We start from the raw sequence: 24528 nt of genomic DNA on the forward strand, positions 1-24528 counted from the left end.
GCCGCGATTCCGCCGTATCGCATGCCGCGATACCGGCCGTTGGCGGTTGGACTCCACTCCCGAGGACACATCGATGCGTCGTACGTTGAACAGCTTCAAGTCGAAGGCCATGTTCACCTTCGTTGGTGGCCTGTTGGTCATCAATCCCGCTTTTGCGCAGGATGTCGCTCCGCCGCCTGCACCGGCGCCGCAATCCAGCAGTGATTCCGCCACCACCCTGGATGCCGTCAACGTGACCGGTATCCGCAACAGTCTCAACCAATCGATGGGCATCAAGCGCGATGCCGCCGGCGTGGTGGATGCGATCAGCGCCGAAGACATCGGCAAGTTTCCGGACACCAACCTGGCCGAATCGCTCCAGCGCATCACTGGCATTTCCATCGAGCGCCGTGATGGCGAGGGCGCGCAGGTCACCGCACGCGGCTTCGGCCCGCAGTTCAACACCGTCACCCTCAACGGCCGCCTGATTCCCGGTGCCGATGCGTTCGGTGCGCCCGGCCAGACGCCGATCGGCGGCGTGGATGTCGGCACGCGCGCGTTCAACTTCGCCCAGCTCGCCTCCGAAGCCATTACCGGCATCGAGGTGTTCAAGACCAGCCGCGCAACGGCGCCCAGCGGCGGTATCGGTGCGACGATCAATATCCAGACCGACAAGCCGTTCAATCACGATGGCGTGGTGGCCAACGCCGGTGCCAAGATGGTGTCCGACCGCTCCGAGCCCTTCGGCGATTCGCTCACCCCGGAAGTGTCGGGCATCTTCAGCTATACCAACCCGGACAAGACCTTCGGTATCGGCCTGAGCGCCAGCTACCAGAAGCGCCATGGCGGTTCGGTCCAAGCCACCGAAAACACCTGGAACATCCAGCGTTGGACCGGTACCGACCCGGCACTGCGCCCGGACGCGGTGGTGACCAATGCCCCGGCGATCGGCCAGTTGTATGGCATGCCCAACGATCTGCGCTACGCATTCGCCGATTTCCAGCGCGAACGCATGAACGGCCAGGCGGTGATGCAGTTCGCACCGACCGACAGCCTGACCCTGACCCTGGATTACACCTACTCGGCCAACGAAATTCGCGAAGAGCGCGGCGAGCAGGGCATCTGGCTGCAGCGCGCCAACAGCTTTACCGATCTGACCTTCGATACCGGCCAGGCTGTGGCCACGCCGGTCTATCTGCGCGATGTGCCCAATGGCGCGAAGGACTTCGGCATGGAACAACAGCGCAACGAGCAGAAGTACACGCTCGGCTCGCTGGGCTTCAATGCCGACTGGCAAGTGAGCGACCGCTTCCAGTTGAGCTTCGATGCGCATAACTCCAAGACGCAAAGCTTGCCCAACGACCCGACCACGGGCGGCAGCGCGACCTACTTCAGTTTCGCCGGCACCAACAACTGCACCAATGGGCCGTACTGCGGCGGCCAATGGGGGCAGGAATTGTGGTTCAACAATTCCTTGCCGATCGGCGCACGCACCTGGTATCCCACTGCGGCCGATTCGCTGGCAAACACCAATGGCGTGGTCAATCCCGCATTCACGCCCGCCGAGCTCGGCTCGCAGGTGCTGCGCATTTTCTATCAGAAGCAGGTGACCGAAACCAAGGAAGGACGCCTGGACGGCAAGTTCGACTTCGACGACGGGCGCTTCCAGTTTGGCGTGAGTTCGACCAACACCACCATGCAACGCCGGGTCAGCGAGACCAACTCGCCGCTGGGCGATTGGGGCGTGGCCAATGCAGGCAACGAGCCGGGCATGGTCGCATTGCTGCAACCGGTGAGCATCACCGGCATGTTCAAGGACTTCAATCCCAGCGGCGCGGCGTCCAGTGCATGGCGTGGCGATGCCGATCAGCTGGCGCTGTGGGGCGGAAGCCAGTACGGCGCAACCACGCGCTACAACCCGCAATACACCGCAGACAACCGGGTGGAAGAAAAGACCCGTGCGGCCTACGTGCAGTTGGAAATTGCCGGTGCCATCGCCGGGATGACCACCAATACGCGGCTGGGTCTGCGCTACGAGCGCACCGACGTGGAGTCCACCTCGCAGGTGGCCACGCCCACCGCGCTGCTGTGGCTGTCCAACAACGACTTCCAGTTGATCCGGTCTACCGACCAGCAGCCTTTCAGCGAGAAGACCAGCTACAACTACGTCCTCCCCAACATGGACTTCAGCATCGATTTCACCGATTCGCTGAAAGGCCGTGCCTCGTTCGGCCAGACCATCGCGCGCGCACCGTACAACAATCTCATCGCCGGACCCACGCCCAATACGCCCAACGGCTCGATCCTGATCAACCCGTCCAACCGCGCCGGCGGCGACTCGCAGACGCCCACGCTCGATCCGTTGGAATCGGACAACCTCGATCTGGCACTGGAGTGGTATTTCGCCGACGCCAGCTATGTGTCGGCGACGTTTTGGAACAAGCGCGTGAGCAATTTCATCGGCAATACCGTCACGCGTGAATCGCTGTACGGACTGACCGACCCCACTTCGGGGCCGGATGCCCAGGCCGCGCTGGCGTTCCTGCAAAGCGGTGCCTGCGCCGCACAGGTGGGCGCGGCCGGCAACGATGTCGCGGGCGCGTGTTCGGCCAACGACACCTCGCTGTTTGCGGCCATGGCACTGCTGCGCAATGCTGCTGCCACCGGCGGGCTGAGCGCCTACAACGGCAGTTCGGCGCAAAGCCTTGCGTTGGAGAATGCCTACGATATCGCCGGCAATGCCTCCGACCCGCTGTATCAGTTCGATGTGTCGCGGCCGATCAACCAGAACAAGGCCAACATCCACGGCTGGGAACTCGGCGGCCAGTATTTCTTCGGTAGCACCGGCTTCGGCATCTACGCCAACTACACCATTGTGGAAGGGGATGTGGCGTTCGATAACACCGTGATCGATCGCGATCAGTTTGCCTTGCTCGGTCTGAGCGACACCGCCAACGTCATGCTGATGTACGAAAAGTATGGCTGGAGCGCACGCCTGGCCTGGAACTGGCGTGACGAATACCTGATCGCTGCCAACCAGGACAATGCCAACCGCAACCCGTACTACGTCGAGCCGTATCAGCAGTTCGACCTCAGCGTCAGCTACGCCTTCAACAAGCAGCTGTCGGTGGGCTTCGAGGCGATCAACCTGACCGGTGAAGACGTACGTTGGCACGGCCGCTCGGAGAAGCAGATCATTCGCCTGATCGACCAGCAACCGCGTTACACGCTGGGCGTGCGGTACGCGTTCTGATCCACCACGCGTTGTTAGCCGTCAATCCTGCGGCCGCCATCGTGTGATGGCGGCCGCAACCGGTTATTGCGCCGTTGCGCGCGTACGGTCTGCAGCCGCGTTTGCCGCAGTGCTCGCGCCGTCGGTGTGTGGGCGAACAGCCTTGCAATGCGCACGCATGCGCCACGCGCCGGTCTTCGGCGCCATGCAGTGCGTTGCTGCCCTGCGGCTTGCCGGCGCACGCATTTTTGGCAATGCTCAGCATCGATAAGCACGCGGGGAATGCGTGCGCCCGAATTCCCTCATGACTGCAGCGCTCCGCGATGGACGGCTGCTGGAGTTTCAGATGACGCGATACGCAGTGCTCAACAACGTGGCGCATCACGACCTGCGCGTGATCCTGCGCTTTGGTGCGCAATTCGGCGACGCGGTCGGCGTGGTGCCGGCCTTCGTCACCGAATATGCCGAGCTGCAGCGCGAGTACCCGCTGTTCTTCCGCAAGGATCCGGCCGGGAGTGGTTACCAGCCGGTGGCGCTGCTGGGCTTCGCACAGGATGAAAACCTGTTCCTGCAGGACGGGCGCTGGAATGCCAGCTATCTGCCGGGCATCGTTGCCAAGGGGCCGTTCCTGATCGGCTTCCAGGAGCAACACGTCGATGGGGCCCTGGTGCAGGAGCCGGTGATCCATGTCGACCTGGAACATCCGCGTATCAGCCGCAGCGAGGGCGAGGCGGTGTTCCTGCCGCAAGGCGGCCATAGCCCGTATCTGGAACACATCATCGGCGTGTTGCGCGGCATCCGCGATGGCGTGGACGCGGGACAGGCGATGGCGGCCGCCTTCGACGCGCTCGGCCTGATCCAGCCGGTGCGGCTGGACGTTGCGCTGGATGCCAGCCATGCCACGCAGTTGCAGGGCTTGTTCGCGATCGACCGCGAGCGGCTGGCCGCCCTGGATGCACAAGCGCTGCAGCAGTTGCATCAGGCCGGCTATCTGGAAGGTGCCTTCCTGATGCTGGCATCGCTGCACAACGTGCGCCGGCTGATGGCCGAGAAGCAGCGCCGCCTGCAGCAGTCGCACAGCGCCCCCGTTGCCGCGTACGCCTGAGCGTATGGCCGCACGTGGCACCGATCTGTCCGTCGCTGCAGGCGCCGCCATCGCCATTGCCGAGCGCGGAGACTGTGGCCCGGATGCGTTGTCGCTGCCCGCACTTTGCCAGGCCGCCGAGCCGGTGGTGCTGCGTGGCGTTGCGCGGCACTGGTCGCTGGTGCAGGCCGGGCTGCGCGGCGCCGATGAGGCCATGGCGCTGTTGCGCGCGCACGATACCGGCCGCCCCCTGCAGTATTCCTATGGCGGCCCGGAGATCGGCAGCCGCCCGTTCTATCGCGACGATTGCAGCGCGCTCAACTTCCAGGTGCAGCGCGGCAGCGTGAGTACCTTGCTGGATGCCATTGCGGCACATCGTGACGACCCGCAGCCGCCCACCTATTACCTGGCCTCGTTGCCGGTGGACGCCAATCTGCCAGGGTTGCGCGCCCACAACGATCTGGATGTGGCTGCCAACGGCAGCCCCGTGCAGCCCAGCATCTGGATCGGTAACCGGGTGATCGCTTCGTGCCACTACGATGCGCTGGACAACCTGGCGTGCTGCGCGGTCGGGCAACGGCGCTTTACGCTGTTTCCGCCGGAGCAGGTCGCCAATCTGTATCCGGGTCCGCTCGATCCCACGCCGGGCGGGCAGGTGGTGAGCATGGTCGATTTCGCCGATCCGGACCTGCAACGCTTTCCGCGTTTTGCCGATGCCTTGCCGCATGCGCGCAGCGTGGTGCTGGAGCCGGGCGATGCGTTGTTCATTCCCAGCATGTGGTGGCACCACGTCCAATCGCTGCAGCCGTTCAACGTGCTGATCAATTACTGGTGGAGCAGTGCGCCAGCGCACTTGCCCGCCGCGATGCCGGCGCTGTATCACGCGCTGTGGGCAATTCGCGACCGTCCGGCAGCCGAAAAACAGGCATGGCGCGCGTTGTTCGATCACTACGTGTTCGGCCCTGCCGAGCAGGCCGGCGAGCATCTGCCCGAACCGGCGCGCCATGCGCTCGGCCCCATCGATCCCATGCTGTCGCGGCAGCTGCGCGCCATGCTGATCGGCAAGTTGAACCGCTGATGTGCAGCACCGCCCTCAACCCATGCCACAGGAGTGCGCAGTGACTCAGGCTCAGATTCGCAAGGTGGTGATCGCCGGTGGTGGAACGGCCGGCTGGATCGCTGCCTGTGCGCTTTCGCATCAATTCCGCAATTTGCTTGACATCACCCTGGTCGAGTCCGAGCAGATCGGCACCGTCGGCGTGGGCGAATCCACGGTGCCGCCCATCCGCACCTTCCACCGGTTCCTGCAGATCGACGAGCAGGAATTCCTGCGTGCGGTGGCAGGTACCTTCAAGCTGTCGATCTCGTTCGAGCATTGGCGCCGCCAGGGCGAGCGCTACATCCATCCATTCGGCATCACCGGGCAGAGCACCCTGGTGTGCGCGTTTCATCACCTGTGGCTGGAAAGCCAGCGCCGCGGCATGGCGGGCAGCTTCGGCGATTACTGCCTGGAAACGGTGGCCTCGCGCGTGGACCGCTTTGCGCTGCATGGCGAGCCGGCGGTCAATTACGCCTATCACCTGGATGCGGCGCTGTATGCCAAGTTCCTGCGCGCGCGCAGCGAGGCGTGCGGCGTCAAGCGTGTCGAAGGCAGGATTCAGCAGGTGACCGTGCAGCCGCACAGCGGCGATGTCGCCAGCCTGGTGCTGGAAGACGGGCACGTGATCGAAGGCGATTTGTTCATCGATTGCAGCGGCTTCCGCGGTCTGCTGATCGAGCAGACCCTGCACACCGGCTACGAAGACTGGAGCCATTGGTTGCCGTGCGACCGTGCGGTGGCGGTGCAGACCGAAGCCCTCGGCCCACCGGTGCCCTACACCCGCGCCATCGCGCACGAAGCCGGCTGGCGCTGGCATATTCCGTTGCAGCATCGCGTCGGCAACGGCCTGGTGTTTTCGAGCAAGCACCTGTCCGATGACGAAGCGCACGCCAAGCTGCTGCGCGATGTGGCTGCGCCTGCCGTCAAGGAGCCGTGGATGGTGCCGTTTCGCACCGGCCGCCGGCTCAAGGCCTGGAACAAGAATGTGGTCTCGCTCGGTCTGGCCAGCGGCTTTATCGAGCCGCTGGAATCCACCAGCATCCATCTCACCATCTCTGCAGTGGTGCGGCTGCTGGCGCTGTTTCCGGCCGAAGGCATTGCGCCCTCGCAGGTGCAACTGTTCAACGACGTCAGCCGCGCTGAAATGGAGCACGTGCGCGACTTCGTCACCTTGCACTACCACGCCACCCAGCGCGACGAACCGCTATGGCAGCAGTGCCGGCAGATGGAACTGCCCGAGTCGCTCGCGCTGCGCCTGCGTGCCTGGCGCGAACGCGCGCACGCCTGGCAGGGTGCCGATGAACTGTTTCGTGTCGATTCCTGGACGCACGTGCTGATGGGGCAGGGCATTGCGCCCGAGCAGCATCACCCGTTGACGCGCGCATTTTCCGACCACGACCTGCGCCGCCTGCTCGACGGTATCGCCCAGCCGATCCAGCACGCCGTGCAGCAGATGCCCTCGCAGCAGGACTTCATCGAGCGCTACTGCAAGGCAGGCGAACAGGTGTGGGGGATGCGTAGCCCGGTGCCTGCCTAGAGCGGGTCATGCACCTTGAGATGAGGTGCATTGCCCATCAGCGGAGGCGTGCGGCGTCGCGGTGCTTGGCGGCTTGGCTGTGGCGTCAAGGCAAGCCGCGCGGTGCGCACTCCGTGCTGCTGGCGGCCAATCCTCCGGGAAGCGCCCTGTGGCGCACCGAGACCGCGTTGCACGCCTTGCCCAGGCGGCCAGCCTGGACAAGGCGCACGCCTTACTCGACGCGCTACACGACGCCTCGCACTCCCTCAACGTACATAACACGCTCTGGGGCCGGCATTGGATCGCGGCGGGCGGGCGCAGTGCTACAGCCGCATCAGATCCTTGCCCACCACGATCGGCCCGGTGTAATGCTTGCGCGCGCCTTCGCTCCACATCGCATCGGTGATGGACGCATCGCCGCCGGGGACGAAGTGATTGAGCACGAGCATCTTCGCGTTGGCCGCAGCCGCAATCATGCCGACCTCTTCGCTGGTGGAGTGGCTCTTGAGCAGATGGTCGAGCAATGTGGGTGCGTTGTCGTTGGCCTTCAGCATCGTCTGCAACGCCGGCAGATACATCACCTCGTGCACCAGGACGTCGGTGTTCTTGGCGAACTCGGCCAGCGCGGGCAGGTAGCGCGTATCGCCGGAAAACACCACGCTGCGGTCGGGCGCCTCGAACCGATAGGCGAAGGCCGGCTTGAGCGTGTAATGGTCCACCAAGGTGGCGGTGACGGTGACCTGATCGTTCTTCAGAACGGTGCCGGGCTGGTCGAACTCATGCACATGGATGAGTGCTTCGAACGGCGGGCGGCCTTCCTCACGGATGCGTGCCTGGATGTCGATGGCATTCATGGCGACAAACGCGTCCACCATCCTGGCGATGCCGGGTGGGCCATACAGATGCACCGGCGTCTGCAGGCCGCTGGCCCAGGCCAGCCACACCACGTTGAGCAGATCGGCGTTGTGGTCGGAATGGTGGTGGGTCAGAAAGATATCGCGCAGCATGGGCAGTCGCATGCCGGCCTTGACCAGTTGCTGCGCCACGCCGTTGCCGCAATCGATGAGATACGGTTGCCCGTCGATGACCAGGGCATTTGCGGCCGCGGCCCGCAATGGCGAAGGTGTCGGGCCACCCTTGGTGCCCAGCAGCACCAGCACGCTGCCCTTGGCCGGAAAGGGTGCAGGCGGCGCGGAGTCGGGCTTGGCGGATGTTCGTCGTGCCGGCGGACGCACAGCAGCACCGAGCTGCCCCACCGCAGTCAGCGAACTCGCAGCTAATGCAGTGCGTAGCAGCGTGCGGCGGGAGCGGAAGGGATGGGATGCGGTCATTGCGGCTCGTGCCGATGTGCGTGGGTTGGGTGTCGATGCAAGTTTGCGTGCTGTACACACCATACGGCAGGCGTCGCTGGCAGCAATCCGCAACAGCGGTTGGGGCGCTATTTTTTCGCTGCGCCTGCTGCCATTCTCAAAATTCGCGTGCAATGAATTCATCCAAGGCCGGCGAACGATAGAACGCCATGCATTGGGCGAAGATGCGATTGAACGGGCCGCGGCGCGCTTCGTCCTTCATCGGGACTTCGCGCTTGTCAAACCCCGCCGTGCTGGCGTCGACAAAGCGATGCAGGCGGTCGGTCGCGCCGACCTTGGCGTTGTCCATCGCATATGTGGTGAGCAGATACGAGCGGTCGCGTAGCTGATCGGGTGCGTACTTGCTGCTACGCGTGTAGTTGTTATCCAGGCACCGCTGCAGCGCATAGGCCTTGATGTCCTCGCGATCGGCCCGCTTGCCGGCCGCCAGGGCGGAGGCTTGCAGCGCCAAGGCAACAAGGATGAGGACCAGCAGTGGGGCACGTGCGCGAACCATGGGCGACCGTTGTGAAGGAACAGGCCCCATCAGTCTGCATCATTGCGCCGCTCGCCGCCGCTAGTGCGCCGTTGGTGCAGTCGACGTCAATCAGGCATTGCCCGATTGGCCGAAGTGGATCTGGTACACCCATCGCGCCGGCAACCGCACACCGATCAATGTGTTGAGCGAGGCTGCAAAAAACAGCCGTGGAGCGATGTCTCGCGCGAGCACGTCACGCCGTTGCCTTGAGTGCGTAGCAAGAAGATGGTGGTGGCATTGGACAGCCTGCGGACACTTCAGTGCACGGATCAACGCATGCACGGTCGCTGAGTCGAAGACGCATCGCCCGGCAAACGGATTGCCCGGCGATGCGCGATCAAGCGTGGCAGGCACAAGGTCGCCTGCCACGCGGCTTACCGCTTACTGGCCGAAGTAGGTGGAAATGGTGGAATACACGTCCGAGAAACGCGAGTAGTAATCCGGATCGGTCTGCGCGCTACAGAACGAATAGCCGCCATACAGGCCGCCACGCAGCTGGTAGGCGCCACCGCTGGCAACGGTGAACAGGCCCGAGCCGGACGAGCCGCCTTCGGTCACACCGTCGCTCCACACCACGCGATAGAGCGGGCTCTTGCCATCGATGGAGCTGCTCAGTGCATTCACCGTGCCCAGCGAATACTTCTTGACGTCGCCCGATGGGTGATGGATGCCGACAATCGAGGTGCCGGTGGAACCGATCGCCGCGCTATTCCACGCTGCATAGAACGCGCCGCTTGGCGGTGCGGTCTTCAGCTCCAGCAATGCGGTGTCGCGCGTGGTGTTGGCATGCCGCAGGAACGCGCCGCCCGTCAATGTGGTTGCCTGCGAGCTGACCGTACTGCCATTGCAGCTGGCCGCATCGTAGAACCAGTAGGTCTGCAGCGTGTTGGCCACCGTCTGCGTGCTGATGCAATGCGCCGCGGTCCAGAACAGGTTGCGCTTGGGCGAATTGGTATTGTTGAGCAGCGTGCCGGTGCACAGGAACGAGCCCTGGCTGGTGGTGAACACCATGCGTGCCACCGCCTTTGCGGCGCTGGTGAAGCCGGTCGTGGGGTTGGCACGGCAGACGATGTCGTTCTGACAGGAATCGCTTTCGCCGATGGCAATGGTCATCATGTCGCGCGGGCTGGCAGTGGGGCTGATATCCAGATGCGACAGCTGCGGAATGCTGAGGCTGAAGTTTTCCGGATACAACCCGGCCGGCAGCGACAGCTCGACCAGCAGATCCTCGCCACTCACCGCCGGCGACCAACCGATGTCGTTGCCGCTGGCAGCAAAGCTGGCGCCGGATTGCTCGAACACGCGACCATCGTTGCCGGCAAAGCGCAGCGTCACCTTGGATGGGTCGCCAGGCCTTGCACCGGCGCCACGCAGTACCAGCGATGCACGCAGCGACGCCGCCTGTGCGGAGCTGACTTTGAGACTGGCCACGCGCGAGCCATCGGGAGCCATTTGCCAATCCAGCTTGGACAGGTTCACCGTCGGCTGTGCAACCGCACGCGAAAAACCGATCTGCAACGGCTGCCCATGCTTGACCTGTGCAATACGACGTTCGCGCACACGACCCATTTCGGCGCTGGTAGGTGCGGTGAGCTGCACCACGCGCGTGGGCAGAACGCCGCCGCGTAAACTTGCCGACTGCAACGTGGCCGCACCAAGCTTGGCCGCCTGCGGCGCGGTGGTGACCGGCGCTGCATCCATCTCGGTCGGCGGGGCGGCCGCTGCGGTGCCGGAAACAGCGGAAAACAACGCCAGATACATCGCGTTCTTGCGATTCATGGGTAGTCCTTCTCGTCAGGGATCGTCAGGCTGCAGCGGGGGCTGCAACAAGCGGGCGCCATCGTTGGCGCCGAACGAGCCTAGCGAAACTTTAAAGCTGAATATGTGCTGAAAATCTCGTTCGGGAATGAAAGGTCGTGATCGATATAGTGCCCGCACGCGTCTGTCATCCACTGGGCCGTCATGCCGTCGGCCCCGGGCGGTGCATAGGCTCCCAGGGCGGCCATGTTGGTTCTAGTCAGCAGGTGCAAGTCCAGCATCCAGCTGCGCAGTGGCAGCTTGGTGTGTTCAATCCACGTCATAGTCGTGGTGGCGATCAGCCCTCCTAGGGCCTCGGGCGACCTCAACCCGGCCTTGAGGGATGCACAGCGATGGTGGAGCCAGTGAATCCTTTGTTCGTTTTCACGGCGGTGGACGACATCTCTGGCTGCGTGCCAGGTGGGGATATAAACAGAATCTCTGCGCACTCACCTGAAACATGTCGCATGCGACCCACCTCAACTTCTTTTCCAAGGCTGCCGCACGCGCAATCGCGCGACGGCGATAGCGACGTGCCTGCCTCCGCGACCGCTTTCCCCTGGCACGCGCGCGACAGCGCCAGTGCGTTTCCAGGTCTCAGTGCTGCGCCGGTCAAACGCGGACGTAACGCGACACGATCGATCACGGCAGGTGCCTGGCGGTCATCTGGCATGCGTCTGCCGCAGGTAGATACCCAGGCATGCGATCTCGTCAGCGCGATTGCCCAAGTGGATCGTGCATCGGCGCAGCCGCACGGACAGGATCCGCAATGGGAAATACGCTGCCGCACTGTGCTCGAAAGCATGCGCGCATGCGCAGGCGAATCGTACAAGGGCGATCCGGCGACGGTGGCTGAGATCGGTGGGTTGCATCTGAATGTGCCGATGTCCACGCGGCGGTTGAAACTCTGGGAGCGAGAGACCGACGATGTGATTGTGGCGGTGCTGGGTTTTTCCGGCACATGCCTGAATGCGACCGACGATCTGTTATGCGATATGAAAAGCCAGATCGCACAGGTACACGTCAACGTATTTGACGAGCGCCTTCCGACCTTGGGCAAGGTTGGAGCAGGCTGGCAGGAATGGTGGCAGTCCGAAGCTCAGTTGCCGCGCGCCGACGGAACCGTCATGAAGGACGTGTTGAAACGCTACACGAATCGCGCGCGGGAGAGCGGCAAGGCGTTGTCGATGTCGTTGACGGGACACAGTCTGGGCGCAGCAGCGGCCACGCTCGCCGGCTTCGACATCACGCACTTTCTGCGCGCGGCCGGAGCCCCGGGCAAGATCAGCATTTATTCATTCAATCCACCGCGCCTCGGGCCAGCGGGCGCCGACACACACTATATGCAAAGCTTAAGATCGAACGACAGCGAACTGCGATTCACGCTGCGCCAGTTTACGCGCGCCCTGGATCCGATCCAGTCGGTGCCCTTTTTCATGCATCACCCGCACTGGGATCACCCCGGGGCTGCTGACGAGCGCGCCGGCAGCACCAGCGGTGATCGCTTCGCTCAGTTCATCACCGTGACGGACGGCCCGGCCAGCACTGTCAACCTGGCGGACAATCACGAATTGACGTTGTGGCGCTCTTATTTCCTGTCCAAGATCGAGCCGGGCGATCTGCAGCGCATCTTTTCTCCCATGGAAGTGTCGCAGGGAACATCCGAAGACCGGCGTCTTCCCCGCAGGCAATTGTTCACCTCGTGGCTGCCGTACCGCCAGCCGCCGGCCACTCGCCGGCCGGATTAGATAGCCGGCAATAAATTGCAAATGAGTTTTCCAGGCCAAGAGAGAGTTTCTAAATTTTTGATTGATCCTGACTCCTGGCCACGAAGATCGCTCGCTGCACGTCAAACCGGCTCCAGGCACTGCTTGGACTGCAACATGCCCGTGGCAAGTCGTGGCAGCGCATCGTGAAGCGGATCGACGGTGAGCGATCGTCCATCTCTGCAAGTCAAGCCCTGCGTATTTGCGCTGATGGCGTGATGCATCACCTTGATGACGTGTTTGAGGTTGCCCAGCACGGGATTGATCCGTCGCACAACGCAGCACGGGTGGGCCAGGAGCACGCCGGCACAACAGACGGTGCTGCTGTTGAGGCTATTCCAGCGCGTCGCTGGCGCGCAATTCGGTGGAGCGTCCGCTGAGTTTCAGAAACGCCAGTACCGTCAGCCCCACCGCCATCCACGCAGCGCCGCCCAGTTGTGCATGCAGGTCGGCATTGAGCAGGACGTAGGCCAGGATGACGATCCCGATCAGGGGCACCACGCCATGCAGCACACGCCGGCCGTGGGTGCGGAAGTGCCACAGCACTGCGATATGCAGCAACACGAAGGCGGTCAGTGCGCCGACGTTGCACAGCGACGACAGCAGCGCGATCTGCCCGACGAAGACTTCGCCCAGTACCAGGCTCAGGCCCGCCACCAGCAGGATCGCACGCTGCGGTACGCCGGTACGCGGGTGGATGTAACGCAGAAAGCCCGGTAATTGCCGGTCGCGCGCCATGGCGAACAACAGTCGCGACGTGGCCGCCTGTGCAACCAATGAATTGGCGATTGCCGCGCTGATCGCCACCGTGAGCGCAATGACAATTTGCAGCCATGGCCCGGCGATCAACCGCCCGATCTCGAAGAACGCATCGTTGGATGCCTGCGCGCTTGGGTAGCGCTGCAGGGTAGGCTGCAGCAATGCCGCCAGCCAGGTTTGCAGGATGAACAACCCTGCCACGATCAGCAAGGCCAGCAAGGTCGCGCGCCCCACCACGCGGTTGCCGCCGCGCGCTTCCTCGGACATGGTGGAGATTGCATCGAAGCCGAGGAACGACACCACCGCCACCGACAACGCGCTGAAGATCAGCTGCGGAGAAAACGTCTGCGGGTTATACAGGGGGCGCCAGCTCCAGTGCGCGCCATTGACGCCGCGCTGGATCGCCAGCGTCGCCAGCACCACGAACACCGCCAGGACCAGCAACTGCGCAAGCAGGAAAAAGCGATTGGCGCGTGCGGTGGTTTCGATGCCACGCAGGTTCACCACCGTGTTGAGCACCACGAAGAACCCAATCCACGCCGGCTGCGGTATCGCCGGCAATACGGTCTGCATCGCATTGGCGCCGACCACGTACAACAGGGTCGGCACCAGCAGGTAGTCGAGCAGAATCGCCCAGCCAGCCAGAAATCCCATGCCGCTGCTCAGCCCGCGCCCGACATAGGCATATACCGAACCGGCCACCGGAAATGCCTGCGACATCTGCTGGTAGCTCAGTGCGGTGAACAGCATTGCCACGAAGCCGACCAGGTAGGTCAGCGGCACCATTCCGGCACTGATGTCGAAGACGCCGCCGAAGATCGAGAACGGCGCCGTGGGCACCATGCACACCAGCCCGTAGATCAACAGATCCTTCAGCGTGAGCTGCCGCTTGAGCTCCTGTGCGTAGCCGAAGCGTTGCAGCGTGGCCGCATCGTCGCGGCGGGGCGTATCGGTCATGCAGGTGTCCGTTGCAAGGAATGCCGGTACGCAGCGCAAGCGCCCGGACGAGCTGAACGCCCGTCGCGTGCTGCCGCCATGTGACCGGCATTGTGACGATAATGTGGCCGACAAGCCCATCCATTGGTAAAAGTGCTAGGTTTTCCATGCTGGATGTCATCTGCTGGCAACCACCGGTACCGAAGGAGCACCATGTTCGACATTCTGGCCAGCCTGGGCTGCGATCTGCAGGCGTTGCAGACGCTCGATAGCTGCCTGGACCGGGTATTTCGCGATGTCTGCGCGCTCGGTTTCCAGTCGCTGGTGTACGACTATGCGCCGGTGCCCCTGAGTCTGGAGGGAGCGCTGATCACGCCAACGGTGTTCATGCAGCGCAATGCACCGGGCGATATGCAGCATGTGTGGTGCGAGCACGGCTACTACCAACATGACCCTGTTCAGCAGCGCGCAACGCGGCGTACCACGCCATTCGTATGGTCGTACCGCACCGACGGCCACTGCGCGGGCGTGGAATATGTGGGGGGCCAGCACCGGCAAGTGACGCGCTATCTCTGCGATAGCGGCATGGGCACCGGTGTCACCGTGCCGCTGCATTTGCCTGGTGGCGCATTTGCCACCTTCAGCGGCGCGATCGATGCCGCCGCTGCACAAGCGCCGCGGTTGGCCGAAGCGCAGGTGCTGCCGTTCCTGTTGCTGGCGCACGCCTTCCAGGCGCGCGCGCAGGAGTTGCTGGAACCGCAGGAACGCCGCTGCCACCACATCGCGCTGACCCGTCGCGAGCGCGAATGCCTGCAGTATTCGGCAAAAGGCCTGACGTCCAAACGGATTGCCGCGGCACTCAACCGTTCAACCGCCACGGTGAACCTGCATCTGAATTCAGCCGCGCGCAAGCTGGGCGCCCGCAACCGCGTGGAAGCGGTGGTGCGTGGTATGCACTATCGGTTGCTGGAGCCATAATTTTTTTCGAGCGTGCCTGCGCGCTGCGGTACGCGCGGCTTCGCGGGTGTCGGAGCGGCAGAGCGCATATGCCATGTCGTTTCCTTGGCGCGACCCACCTGTGTTCTGAACGCTGATCTGTTGTCGGTCCGAATGGAGTCCAGTGGCGCTGACAGATGCGATAGATGTGCTGATTCGAACTAGCTATTTCGATCCAGGAGCGATGTCGAGTCGCGCGATACCCAGCGCATTCGGCGATGCGAGGCGTTCGATCGAACCGGCTATCGGCCAGCGCCAACCGCGCATCCGGGCGCGTTCAAACCTGTGAAATTTGCCAGTTAACGCCGCTCGGCGTGCTCGCTAGGCTCGGGGCTCATCATTGCCGTAGGCAGGCGCAGGTCATGCAGTGCACCGAGGGTTACGTCGAATTCCGCGGCTACCGTACCTGGTACCGCATTACCGGCGACCTGTGCGCAGATGCCTGCCCGCTGTTGGTGCTGCACGGCGGCCCCGGATGCACGCACGACTACGTGGACAGCTTCAAGGATCTGGCGGCCAACGGCCGCGCGGTGATCCACTACGACCAGCTGGGCAACGGCAACTCCACCCATCTGCGCAATGCCGAGCCAGGCTTCTGGACAGTGGGGCTGTTTCTGGACGAGCTGCAGACGCTGATCGCGCATCTGGGGCTGTCGCAGTACGCATTGCTGGGCCAGTCCTGGGGCGGAATGCTGGCCGCCGAGCACGCCGTGCGCCGGCCGGCCGGCCTGCGAGCGCTGGTCATCGCCAATTCGCCCGCCTCGATGGGGTTGTGGCGCGCGGCTGCGCTGCGTCTGCGCGCGCGCCTGCCTGACGATATCCAGGCCGCATTGGACGAGCACGAAGCCGCCGGTACGCTGGACCATCCGGCCTACCGCGCAGCCAGTCAGGTGTTCTATGCGCAGCACGTATGTCGCGTGCTGCCGTGGCCTGCCGAGGTCGCGCGGACGTTTGCCGCCATCGACGCCGACCCCACCGTGTATCACGCCATGAACGGACCGACCGAATTCCACGTGGTGGGCAGCTTGCGCAACTGGAGCATCATCGAGCGCCTGCATCGCATCACCGCGCCTACGCTGGTGCTCTCTGGCAAGTACGACGAAGCCACGCCGGAAACCGTCGAGCCCTATGCGCGGTTGATCCCGGATGCGCGCTGGCACGTGTTCGCCAACTCCAGCCACATGCCGCACGTGGAAGAACGCGCGGCGTGCATGCGCCTGGTCGGCAATTTCCTGGACGATCAGACACCGTGGCCCGGTGGACAAATGCTGCGCTCCTCAGCACTGGCCAATCGCGCTGTCTGAGCGTGCAGTGTGGTGTGGCGATAGCCAGCGGGCCGATCAACTGCACTGCGTTTAGCTGCCTGCCTGCCGCGATGATGTCGCTGTGGTGCACACCATCAATTCGTGCCTGCGATAGCGGCCCTGCAGCGCTTGCGTGCTTCCATCGCTGCACGCGTGGCGCTGCGCGCGTTGTTCCGGGTAGCTGTGTCGATGGAGGTTCGCGCTTTGACGCAAGCCCGTTTCGGGCTGCCGGCGCACGATGATGCGCGAGCGTCGCAGGGCACACGCCGCAGCGTGGGCAGGCACGTCAACGCTCTGATGCGCCGCGACGGCGCTGGCGCGACAGCTTGCGTTTGCATCTTCGTGCCGATGTAGATGCAGTGTTGCAATGCATGACTGCATTGCAGTTGGCCAGCTGCCATCACCAGGCATGCACTGGGTGCGCCCATGCCTGTCGCTGCGTCGGCACGTGGATCGTCACGGTTACAGGCGCAATCGCTCTGCACGCCCGAACGCCTGCGCATCGCCGGCGTCTGCAGCACATGCAAACATGCGTCGATCAACACAGGGCTATCGCATGGCATTGGCGTGTCCTGTCCCGGCTGTCCTTCGCTGTCCCTTTTGCATGTCCCGGAAAGAGAACACCGCGGTGTGTCTAAGTTTCGAAGATGAATAATTGTTTTATGTTTTAAATCGCGCGAAGAATGCAGCCCCCCACGCATCGCCTTGCCGTTGTCGTCGCCGCTGCGCAGACGGCCGGCATTGCTTGTCGACTTCATTGGGAGAGGCTCCATGATCATCAAGACGCTACAGGGCGCACTCGCGCTTGCACTGTCCGCTTGCGCCGCGGGCGCGATTGCCGGCCCGGTCGGTTACGGTGCGGCCACTACCGGCGGCGGCAACAAGACGCCAGTCAACGTGGCGACGTTCGAAGCAGTGCAGGCCGCCATCGACAACTATTCCGGCAGCGGCGGGCTGGTGCTCAACTACACCGGCCAGTTCGACTTCGGCACCATCAAGGACGTGTGCGCGCAATGGAAGCTGCCGGCCAAGACCGTACAGATCAAGAACAAGAGCGATGTCACCATCAAGGGCGCCAATGGTTCGTCGGCGAACTTCGGCGTGCGTGTGGTAGGCAATGCGCACAACGTGATCATCCAGAACATGACCATCGGTTTGCTGCAAGGCGGCGAAGATGCCGATTCGATTTCGCTGGAAGGCAACTCCAGCGGCGAGCCGTCCAAGATCTGGATCGACCACAACACCATCTTCGCCTCGCTCACCAAGTGCTCCGGTGCAGGCGATGCCTCCTTCGATGGCGGCATCGACATGAAGAAGGGCGTGCACCACGTCACCGTGTCCTACAACTATGTCTACAACTATCAAAAGGTCGCGCTCAATGGCTACAGCGACAGCGACACCAAGAACTCGGCTGCGCGCACCACGTATCACCACAACCGCTTCGAGAACGTGGAATCGCGCTTGCCATTGCAGCGCCGCGGCTTGAGCCACATCTACAACAACTACTTCAGCAATGTGTTTACCTCGGGCATCAACGTGCGCATGGGGGGGGTGGCCAAGATCGAGTCCAACTACTTCGAGAACATCAAGAACCCGGTGACTTCGCGCGACAGCAGCGAGATCGGCTACTGGGACCTGATCAACAACTACGTTGGCAGCGGCATCACCTGGAGCACGCCGGACGGCAGCAAGCCCTACGCCAATGCCACCAACTGGGTGAGCTCCAAGGTGTTCCCGGAGTCGCTGGGCTACATCTACACCGTGACGCCGGCAGCACAGGTCAAGGCCAAGGTGATCGCCACCGCGGGTGCGGGCAAGAACCTGGCGGAGTGACCGGTAGCGCCCGGAAGCGCGAATGAGCTGTAGCGAGCGCTGGTCAGGAGGGCCTGGGCGGCGCACAGCAATCGTAGCGTGTCCGGGGACAAGCCGATGACGAGTAGCGGCCGTCCATCCGGAAGCTGCGCACATGATGGCTCTTGGCTCTTGGAGGCATCGAGGCACGTCCCCGGCTTGTTCGGGGATGTGCTTTGCCCGGCTCTTGGAGACGACAGGTGACAGGCGCACGCTGCATCGGCCGTCAGGTGGCGGCGCGCACCGGCAGGTTGCCGGGCGTGGCTGCTGCAAACCCGCGCGCAAGGCGCGATCGCGCGAGGTCGCCACTCCTTCCCCGGGCTGGCGTCAAGAGGCGCGGCAGGCGCTGCGACGCGGTATCGTGTCGCGATTCCATCCATGCAAGCCTGTCCATGCCGCTTCCGACCGATTCCGTTGCTGAGACCGCTGCGCCCGCCGCGCCTGCATTGCGCCATGCGCTGAAGCCGCGGCAATTGATGATGATGGGCCTGGGCACGGCGATCGGCGCCGGGCTGTTTCTGGGTTCCGGTGTGGGCATCCACGCGGCCGGGCCGGCGGTACTGATCTCGTATCTGATTGCCGGGGCGTTGGTCATCATCGTGATGAACGCGCTGGGCGAAATGGCCGCCGCCAAGCCGGCCAGCGGGGCATTCTCGGTGTACGCCGCCGATGCGATGGGCCCGACGGCCGGCGCCACCGTGGGCTGGCTGTGGTGGTTTCAGGTGGTGGTGGTGATTGCGGCCGAAGCGGTAGGTGCCGCCGGGCTGCTGGCCACGGTCTGGCCGGCGTTGCCGGTGCCGTTGCTGGCGTTGCTGTTCATGGCCACGTTCACTGCGATCAATCTGCTCGGCGTGCGCAACTTTGGCGAGTTCGAATTCTGGTTCGCCATTCTGAAAGTGCTGGCGATCGTGGTGTTCCTGCTGATCGGCGTGGCGTTGCTGGCGGGCTGGTTGCCCGGAGTGGCATCGCCCGGGCTGTCCAACTTCACCCAGAACGGCGGCTTTGCGCCCAAGGGCCTGGCCGGTATCGGCTCGGCGTTGCTGGTGGTGGTGTTTGCCTTCGGCGGCACCGAAATCGTGGCGGTGGCCGCCGCGGAAACCGCCGACCCCGGACGTAGCCTGGCGCGCACCATTCGCACTGTCGCCTGGCGCATCCTGGTGTTCTATATCGGGTCGATCAGCGTGATCGTGGCGGTGGTGCCGTGGACCAGCGCCGCGCTCAGCTCGCCGTTCGCGGCCGTGCTGGAAGTGGCACGCATTCCCGGTGCCGCCACGGCGATCACCCTGGTGGCGGTGGTCGCGCTGCTGTCGGCGCTCAACGCCAATCTGTACGGCGCCTCGCGGATGATCTTCTCGCTGGCCCAGCGCGGCGAAGCGCCGCGGCTGCTGGCCAGGACCAGCGGCGAGCAAGTGCCGCTGGTGGCGGTGATCGCCAGCGTGTTGTTCGGCTTCGCCGCCGCAGCGCTGGAGTTGCTGTATCCGAACAAGGTGTTGCCAATGCTGCTCAACATCGTCGGCGCCACTTGCCTGCTGGTGTGGACGATCTCGCTGGTATCGCAACTGATCTTGCGCGCCCGCGCGGACCGTGCCGGCCTTGCGTTGCCGTTCCGCATGCGCGGCTATCCGTTTCTGACCGTGCTGGCGCTGGTCATCCTGTGCGTGATCTTCGTGTTGTTGGCCTCTTCGGCCGATACGCGCGCGCAATTCCTCTCGATGGTCGCGCTGACCGCAGTCATCGCAGCGGTCAGCGAAGTTGCGCGGCGCCTGCGTGCGCGGATGTGAGGGATTGGAAGCGTGGCAGTACGCGGTGCGTTGTGTGCGCTGGCGGGCATGTCAGCTGTAACCGGCGGCCAGCGCTCATGACGCGAGTGCAACCGGCAATTGCCCCCGTCGTTGCTGGCGACATTGATGTGTTCAGGCGTCGGCCTGGCCACGGACCACGGCATCAGCGCAGTGCGTCCGCAATCTCGCACGCACACTAACCCACCTGTCCAGGAGCCGCTGCGGTTGCGCAGCAGTTCTGTCAGCTGCTCTTAGCCGATATCGGCGGGCTCCCCATCCCGGCATGCGGCATCGTCGCCAAAAGCCTCCGGGCCCCGTCGATTCCTGGTGAGACAACGGCCGGTCCAATAACGAAAAAACCCCCGCACCGACGCGGTGCGCTGCGAAACGAGAAACGCGTCAGCAGTCCTGCGTTTTTCTCTCGGGCCGGGCACTCGCCCCGGGGATCTGACGGTCCAGTTCGGTTATTCTCCTTTGGACGCACATGCTCCACCCACCAGGGCGCTCGAAGAATAGCGACCGGATCTTCAACGCGGAACACGCGCTTTTATTGGCGACGTCGTCAGACGTCATTGCCGGGGTTCGCCCATGCATGCAGTTTCCTCCGACAATCTGGCCGACGTGGCCCCGCCGCTCACGCTGGAAGCAGTGCATGCGTTGGCGTGTCCGGTCGATACGCATCTGGATTCGCTGTATCTGTCGCGGCTAGGCGGCTTCGATTTCTGGAAGGGCGATTGGAAAGCACATCGGCGTTCTCCGATCCTCTGGTTGATGTCCAAGACCTCGCCGCGAGGTCGCAACCAACCGCTGATGTACCACGTGAGCGGCCCGGACTTTCTCGCGGGCGGCTATGGCGGTGCGTGTTTCAGCGCCCATGCACTCTGGGAAAACCTCATCGGCGTGCCTTTTCTCGACCCCTGGAAACACTGGGTGGAGCATCGGCGCTATGTCCAGGAGATGGTGGCGGCCAGCGGCGGGCGAATGCGGCTGGCACGCAGCGCCGCCGAGCTCCGCGCGATTCGCGCAGCGGGTCTGTGCAGCGCCATCCTGTCGTTGGAGGGGGCGCACATGCTTGGGCCACGCGGGCACCGCAGCCAGGCGCTGCGGCTGGCGCGTCTGGACAGTGCGGCCAAGGACGGCGCCGCCTATCTGACGCTCAATCATTTCAGCCATACCGACATCTCCCAGGCCGGCTATGCATCGCTCAATCCGTGGCGCGAGAAGAAGGGCGCGGGGCTGACGGCGTTTGGCCGGCAGGTGGTGGAGCGCTGCATCGATGCCGGGCTTCTGGTGGATCTTTCGCATACCTCGAGCCAGGGGATCCTTGACGCTTGCGGCATCTGCATCCGTCGCGACGTGCCGGCCTTCGTCTCGCATGGCGCATCGCGCAGCGTCACGCGTGGTGTGGAAACGCGGCCCTCACGTCACTTGGACCGGGCGCTCGACGATGCGGCGATCCGTGCCATCGTGCAGACCGGTGGCTGCATCAGCGTCATCCTGGCGCCGTACTTTTTGCAACACGCCTATCTGGCCGATGGCACGCCGGACATGGATGCCGATCTTGCCTTTGTCGTTGGGTATTACGAAGCGTTCGCCCGGCAGATTGCCGCCATGGGGATCGTCGAAGATCCATGGAAACACCTGAGTTTCGGCAGCGATTTCGATGGCGGCATTTCCAGCCTGCCGACCGGGATGCGCAGCGGGGCGGATCTGCCCAAGCTCACGCAGGCGATGCTGGATGCCGGCTGGCCCACGCAACGCATCGTGGATGTGTATAGCGGCAATTTTCTGCGGATCTGGGAGCGGGTGCGGCCATAGCGTTGCCACGGCCTGGCTCTGGGACGCTCGGCATGGCCGGTCTTGCACCGCCTGTCGACGCGCACTGCCCAGCAGAGGCGGGCGGTGTGGCGTACCGCAGTACAAGGGCGGCAATTTGTCGCAGATGCGACGCCGTGTCGCATCGGGAACGGGCGCGACCGTCCCTATCATGATCGCGTAGCGCAGCAGCGCGCGCGCGATCGCTCGATGCAATGCATTCCGGCGATCGCGCTGCGACCTGCACGCCGACGATCACTTTTTTCCTGGAGGGTTCTCCATGGACGCACTGCTGTTATCGCGGATCCAGTTCGGATTCGTCATTGCGTTCCACGTGTTGTTTCCGGCATTCACCATCGGGCTTTCCAGCCTGCTGGCGTTTCTGGAATGGCGCTGGTTGCGCACGCGTCTGCCGGTCTGGCGCGAGCTGTATTTTTTCTGGCAGAAGATCTTTGCCGTGTCCTTCGGCATGGGCGTGGTCAGCGGCATCGTGATGGCCTTCCAGTTCGGGGCCAACTGGCCGGAATTGAGCCGCGTGGCCGGTGGCGTGATCGGGCCACTGCTGAGCTATGAAGTGCTCACCGCGTTCTTTCTGGAAGCCAGTTTCCTGGGCGTGATGATGTTCGGCTGGGGTCGAATTTCCGAGCGCCTGCATTTCCTGGCCACCTGCATGGTGGCGCTGGGCACGCTGTTTTCCACGTTCTGGATTCTTTCGTCCAATAGCTGGTTGCAGACCCCGGCCGGCTACGAGGTCATCGGCGGCATCGTGCATCCGGTGGACTGGTTGCAGATCATCTTCAATCCCTCGTTCCCGTACCGGCTTGCGCACATGGCGCTTGGCTCGTTCATCACCACCTGCTTCGTGGTGGGTGCAGTGGGCGCGTGGTATCTGCATCGTGGCGTACATCGCCAGGCAGGGCTGCGCATGCTGAAGCTGGCCGTGGTGTTTGCCGCGATCGCCGTACCGCTGCAGATCGTCGTCGGCGACATGCATGGCTTGAACACGCTCAAGCATCAGCCGATGAAGATCGCCGCGATGGAAGCGCACTGGCATGCCGAACAGCCGGGCGAGGGATTCCCGCTGGTGGTGTTTGCGTTACCCAACGCACAGGCCGAGCGCAACGACTATGAGGTGGCGATTCCGCGCCTGGGCAGCCTGATCCTGACCCATCGCCCGGATGGCAGCATCGCGCCACTGACGTCGGTGCCGGCAAGCGAGCGCCCGCCGGTGACGCCGGTGTTCTTCGCCTTCCGCATCATGGTGGGCATCGGCTCATTGATGCTGCTGGTGGCCTGGGTGTCTGCGTTCGCGTTATGGCGCGGCAAGCTGGTGCAATGGCGCTGGTTGCTGGCGGTCTGGCGCTGGATGTTGCCGAGCGGCTTCATCGCGCTGATTTCCGGCTGGTTCGTCACCGAAATCGGCCGGCAGCCCTATGTGGTCTACGGCTTGTTGCGCACCGCCGATGCGGTGGGCCCGCAGTCTGCGCTGATGACCGCCATCTCGCTGGCGGTGTATGTGGCCGGCTACGCGTTCGTGTTCGGCTGGGGCATCTGGTACCTGGTCAAGATCGGCAAGCAAGGCCCCACCCCACATGCCGACGCGCCGCATCTGGACCATGGCGAACACACGCCCGCACGCCCGCTGTCGGCAGCGGATGCACCGATCGACGGAGCTGCATGATGGAGATGAACAGCGTATTGCCGGTGGCGTGGTTTGCGGTGATCGGCTTCGGGGTGCTGATGTACGTGGTGCTGGACGGCTTCGTGCTCGGCATCGGCATCCTGGCGCCGTTCCGCAAGGACGAAGCGCAGCTGGATCTGATGATGAACACCGCCGCGCCGATCTGGGACGGCAACGAAACCTGGCTGGTGCTCGGCGGGGCAGGGCTGCTGGCCGCATTTCCCAAGGCATATGCGGTGATCTTGTCGGCGCTGTATCTGCCGGTGCTGTTGATGGTGATGGCCTTGGTGTTCCGCGGCGTTGCATTCGAATTCCGTTTCAAGGCGCATCGCTCGCGGCGCTTGTGGAGTAATGCGTTTGCTGCGGGTTCGATCCTGGCCACCTTCGCGCAGGGCGTGATCCTGGGGGCGCTGGTGCAGGGCCTGCCGATCGACAACGACCGCTATGTCGGCGGCATCTGGGGCTGGTTCAGCCCGTTCGCGATGCTGACGGGCGCCGCCTTGGTGTTCGGCTATGCGCTGCTCGGCAGTACTTGGCTGATTCTCAAGACAGAAGGCCACGTGCAGCAGTTGGCGCGGCAGTTGAGCCGACCGTTGACCATCAGCGTGTTGATCTTCATCGGCCTGGTCAGCGCCTGGTTGCCGTCGCTGCAGTCGCATGTGATGGAGCGCTGGTTTAGTGGCACGCACTATCTGTGGCTGATGCCGGTGCCGCTGCTGGTCGCCATCGCGGGGGGGGCGCTATGGCGTGCGAGCGAGGCCGCGCGCTCGGATGCGCTGCCATTCCTGCTGGCGATGGGCCTGTTCGTGCTGGGCTTTTTGGGTCTGGTGCTGGGCATGTGGCCGTATCTGGTGCCGCCGGTCTACACCATCTGGCAGGCTGCCGCGCCGCCGTCTTCGCAACTGTTCGCGATGGTGGGACTGATCATGCTGCTGCCGCTGATCCTGGGCTACACGGTATGGTCGTACCGCGTATTCCGCGGCAAGATCACCGCTGACACCGGGTATCACCACTGAGGCGCACCGGCCATGTCATGCCGCCATGC

17 protein-coding genes are annotated in these 24528 nt (G+C 63.8%); 12 read left to right on the forward strand and 5 right to left on the reverse strand.

What is annotated here, in order from left to right:
• The first annotated feature begins 73 nt into the window (after window positions 1–73).
• The 4 genes from AC1POX_RS07070 to AC1POX_RS07085 all read left to right on the forward strand — a co-directional run bounded on the left by AC1POX_RS07070 (window position 74) and on the right by AC1POX_RS07085 (window position 6931).
• Window positions 74–3232 (forward strand): TonB-dependent receptor, encoded by a 3159-nt coding sequence (locus tag AC1POX_RS07070; RefSeq protein ID WP_039417391.1) that lies wholly within the window; start codon window positions 74–76, stop codon window positions 3230–3232.
• A gap of 325 nt (window positions 3233–3557) precedes the next feature.
• Window positions 3558–4316: a SapC family protein gene (locus AC1POX_RS07075; RefSeq protein WP_011348172.1), complete on the forward strand. Its 759-nt coding sequence runs from the start codon at window positions 3558–3560 to the stop codon at window positions 4314–4316.
• Between the two features lie 4 nt (window positions 4317–4320).
• Window positions 4321–5373: a cupin-like domain-containing protein gene (locus tag AC1POX_RS07080; RefSeq protein WP_372356905.1), complete on the forward strand. Its 1053-nt coding sequence runs from the start codon at window positions 4321–4323 to the stop codon at window positions 5371–5373.
• A gap of 40 nt (window positions 5374–5413) precedes the next feature.
• Window positions 5414–6931 carry a tryptophan halogenase family protein gene (locus AC1POX_RS07085; RefSeq protein WP_039417383.1) on the forward strand — a complete coding sequence of 506 codons (1518 nt, stop codon included), beginning with the start codon at window positions 5414–5416 and terminating at the stop codon, window positions 6929–6931.
• 302 nt (window positions 6932–7233) lie between these two features.
• Here the strand turns inward: AC1POX_RS07085 and AC1POX_RS07090 are convergent, their stop codons facing one another.
• The 3 genes from AC1POX_RS07090 to AC1POX_RS07100 all read right to left on the reverse strand — a co-directional run bounded on the left by AC1POX_RS07090 (window position 7234) and on the right by AC1POX_RS07100 (window position 10576).
• Complete coding sequence (locus AC1POX_RS07090) at window positions 7234–8241, reverse strand: MBL fold metallo-hydrolase (RefSeq protein WP_033478686.1); 1008 nt, start codon at window positions 8239–8241, stop codon at window positions 7234–7236.
• 136 nt (window positions 8242–8377) lie between these two features.
• Complete coding sequence (locus tag AC1POX_RS07095; protein WP_372356906.1) at window positions 8378–8776, reverse strand: hypothetical protein; 399 nt, start codon at window positions 8774–8776, stop codon at window positions 8378–8380.
• A 402-nt stretch (window positions 8777–9178) separates the two neighbouring features.
• Window positions 9179–10576, reverse strand: a complete 1398-nt coding sequence (locus AC1POX_RS07100) for a trypsin-like serine peptidase (protein WP_277573583.1) — start codon at window positions 10574–10576, stop codon at window positions 9179–9181.
• 485 nt (window positions 10577–11061) lie between these two features.
• On the opposite strand from AC1POX_RS07100, the gene xopAP reads away from it, so the two are divergent.
• A complete protein-coding gene (gene xopAP, locus AC1POX_RS07105; RefSeq protein WP_372356907.1) occupies window positions 11062–12342 on the forward strand; it encodes a XopAP family type III secretion system effector in 1281 nt (426 codons plus the stop codon).
• A gap of 101 nt (window positions 12343–12443) precedes the next feature.
• On the opposite strand, the gene AC1POX_RS07110 is transcribed toward xopAP, so the two are convergent.
• Window positions 12444–12617 carry a hypothetical protein gene (locus AC1POX_RS07110; RefSeq protein WP_228735157.1) on the reverse strand — a complete coding sequence of 58 codons (174 nt, stop codon included), beginning with the start codon at window positions 12615–12617 and terminating at the stop codon, window positions 12444–12446.
• Window positions 12618–12693: 76 nt separating this feature from the next.
• Window positions 12694–14076 (reverse strand): APC family permease, encoded by a 1383-nt coding sequence (locus AC1POX_RS07115; protein ID WP_218491332.1) that lies wholly within the window; start codon window positions 14074–14076, stop codon window positions 12694–12696.
• A gap of 192 nt (window positions 14077–14268) precedes the next feature.
• Between AC1POX_RS07115 and AC1POX_RS07120 the strand changes: the two genes are divergently transcribed.
• The 7 genes from AC1POX_RS07120 (at window position 14269) to cydB (ending at window position 24499) form a co-directional block, all read left to right on the forward strand.
• Window positions 14269–15033 (forward strand): LuxR family transcriptional regulator, encoded by a 765-nt coding sequence (locus tag AC1POX_RS07120; RefSeq protein WP_008573033.1) that lies wholly within the window; start codon window positions 14269–14271, stop codon window positions 15031–15033.
• Between the two features lie 380 nt (window positions 15034–15413).
• Window positions 15414–16355 carry a proline iminopeptidase-family hydrolase gene (locus AC1POX_RS07125; protein ID WP_008573030.1) on the forward strand — a complete coding sequence of 314 codons (942 nt, stop codon included), beginning with the start codon at window positions 15414–15416 and terminating at the stop codon, window positions 16353–16355.
• 771 nt (window positions 16356–17126) lie between these two features.
• A complete protein-coding gene (locus AC1POX_RS07130) occupies window positions 17127–18188 on the forward strand; it encodes a pectate lyase family protein (RefSeq protein WP_218504427.1) in 1062 nt (353 codons plus the stop codon).
• Between the two features lie 410 nt (window positions 18189–18598).
• Window positions 18599–19987 (forward strand): amino acid permease, encoded by a 1389-nt coding sequence (locus tag AC1POX_RS07135; RefSeq protein ID WP_057680702.1) that lies wholly within the window; start codon window positions 18599–18601, stop codon window positions 19985–19987.
• A gap of 588 nt (window positions 19988–20575) precedes the next feature.
• A complete protein-coding gene (locus AC1POX_RS07140; RefSeq protein WP_122272504.1) occupies window positions 20576–21805 on the forward strand; it encodes a dipeptidase in 1230 nt (409 codons plus the stop codon).
• Window positions 21806–22082: 277 nt separating this feature from the next.
• Window positions 22083–23483 carry a cytochrome ubiquinol oxidase subunit I gene (locus AC1POX_RS07145; protein WP_011348156.1) on the forward strand — a complete coding sequence of 467 codons (1401 nt, stop codon included), beginning with the start codon at window positions 22083–22085 and terminating at the stop codon, window positions 23481–23483.
• Window positions 23483–24499, forward strand: a complete 1017-nt coding sequence (gene cydB / locus AC1POX_RS07150; RefSeq protein WP_218196386.1) for a cytochrome d ubiquinol oxidase subunit II — start codon at window positions 23483–23485, stop codon at window positions 24497–24499. Before AC1POX_RS07145 ends, cydB begins: the two co-directional genes overlap by 1 nt.
• The last annotated feature ends 29 nt before the right edge of the window (window positions 24500–24528 follow it).

The organism is Xanthomonas sp. NCPPB 3442 (genome assembly GCF_056725145.1).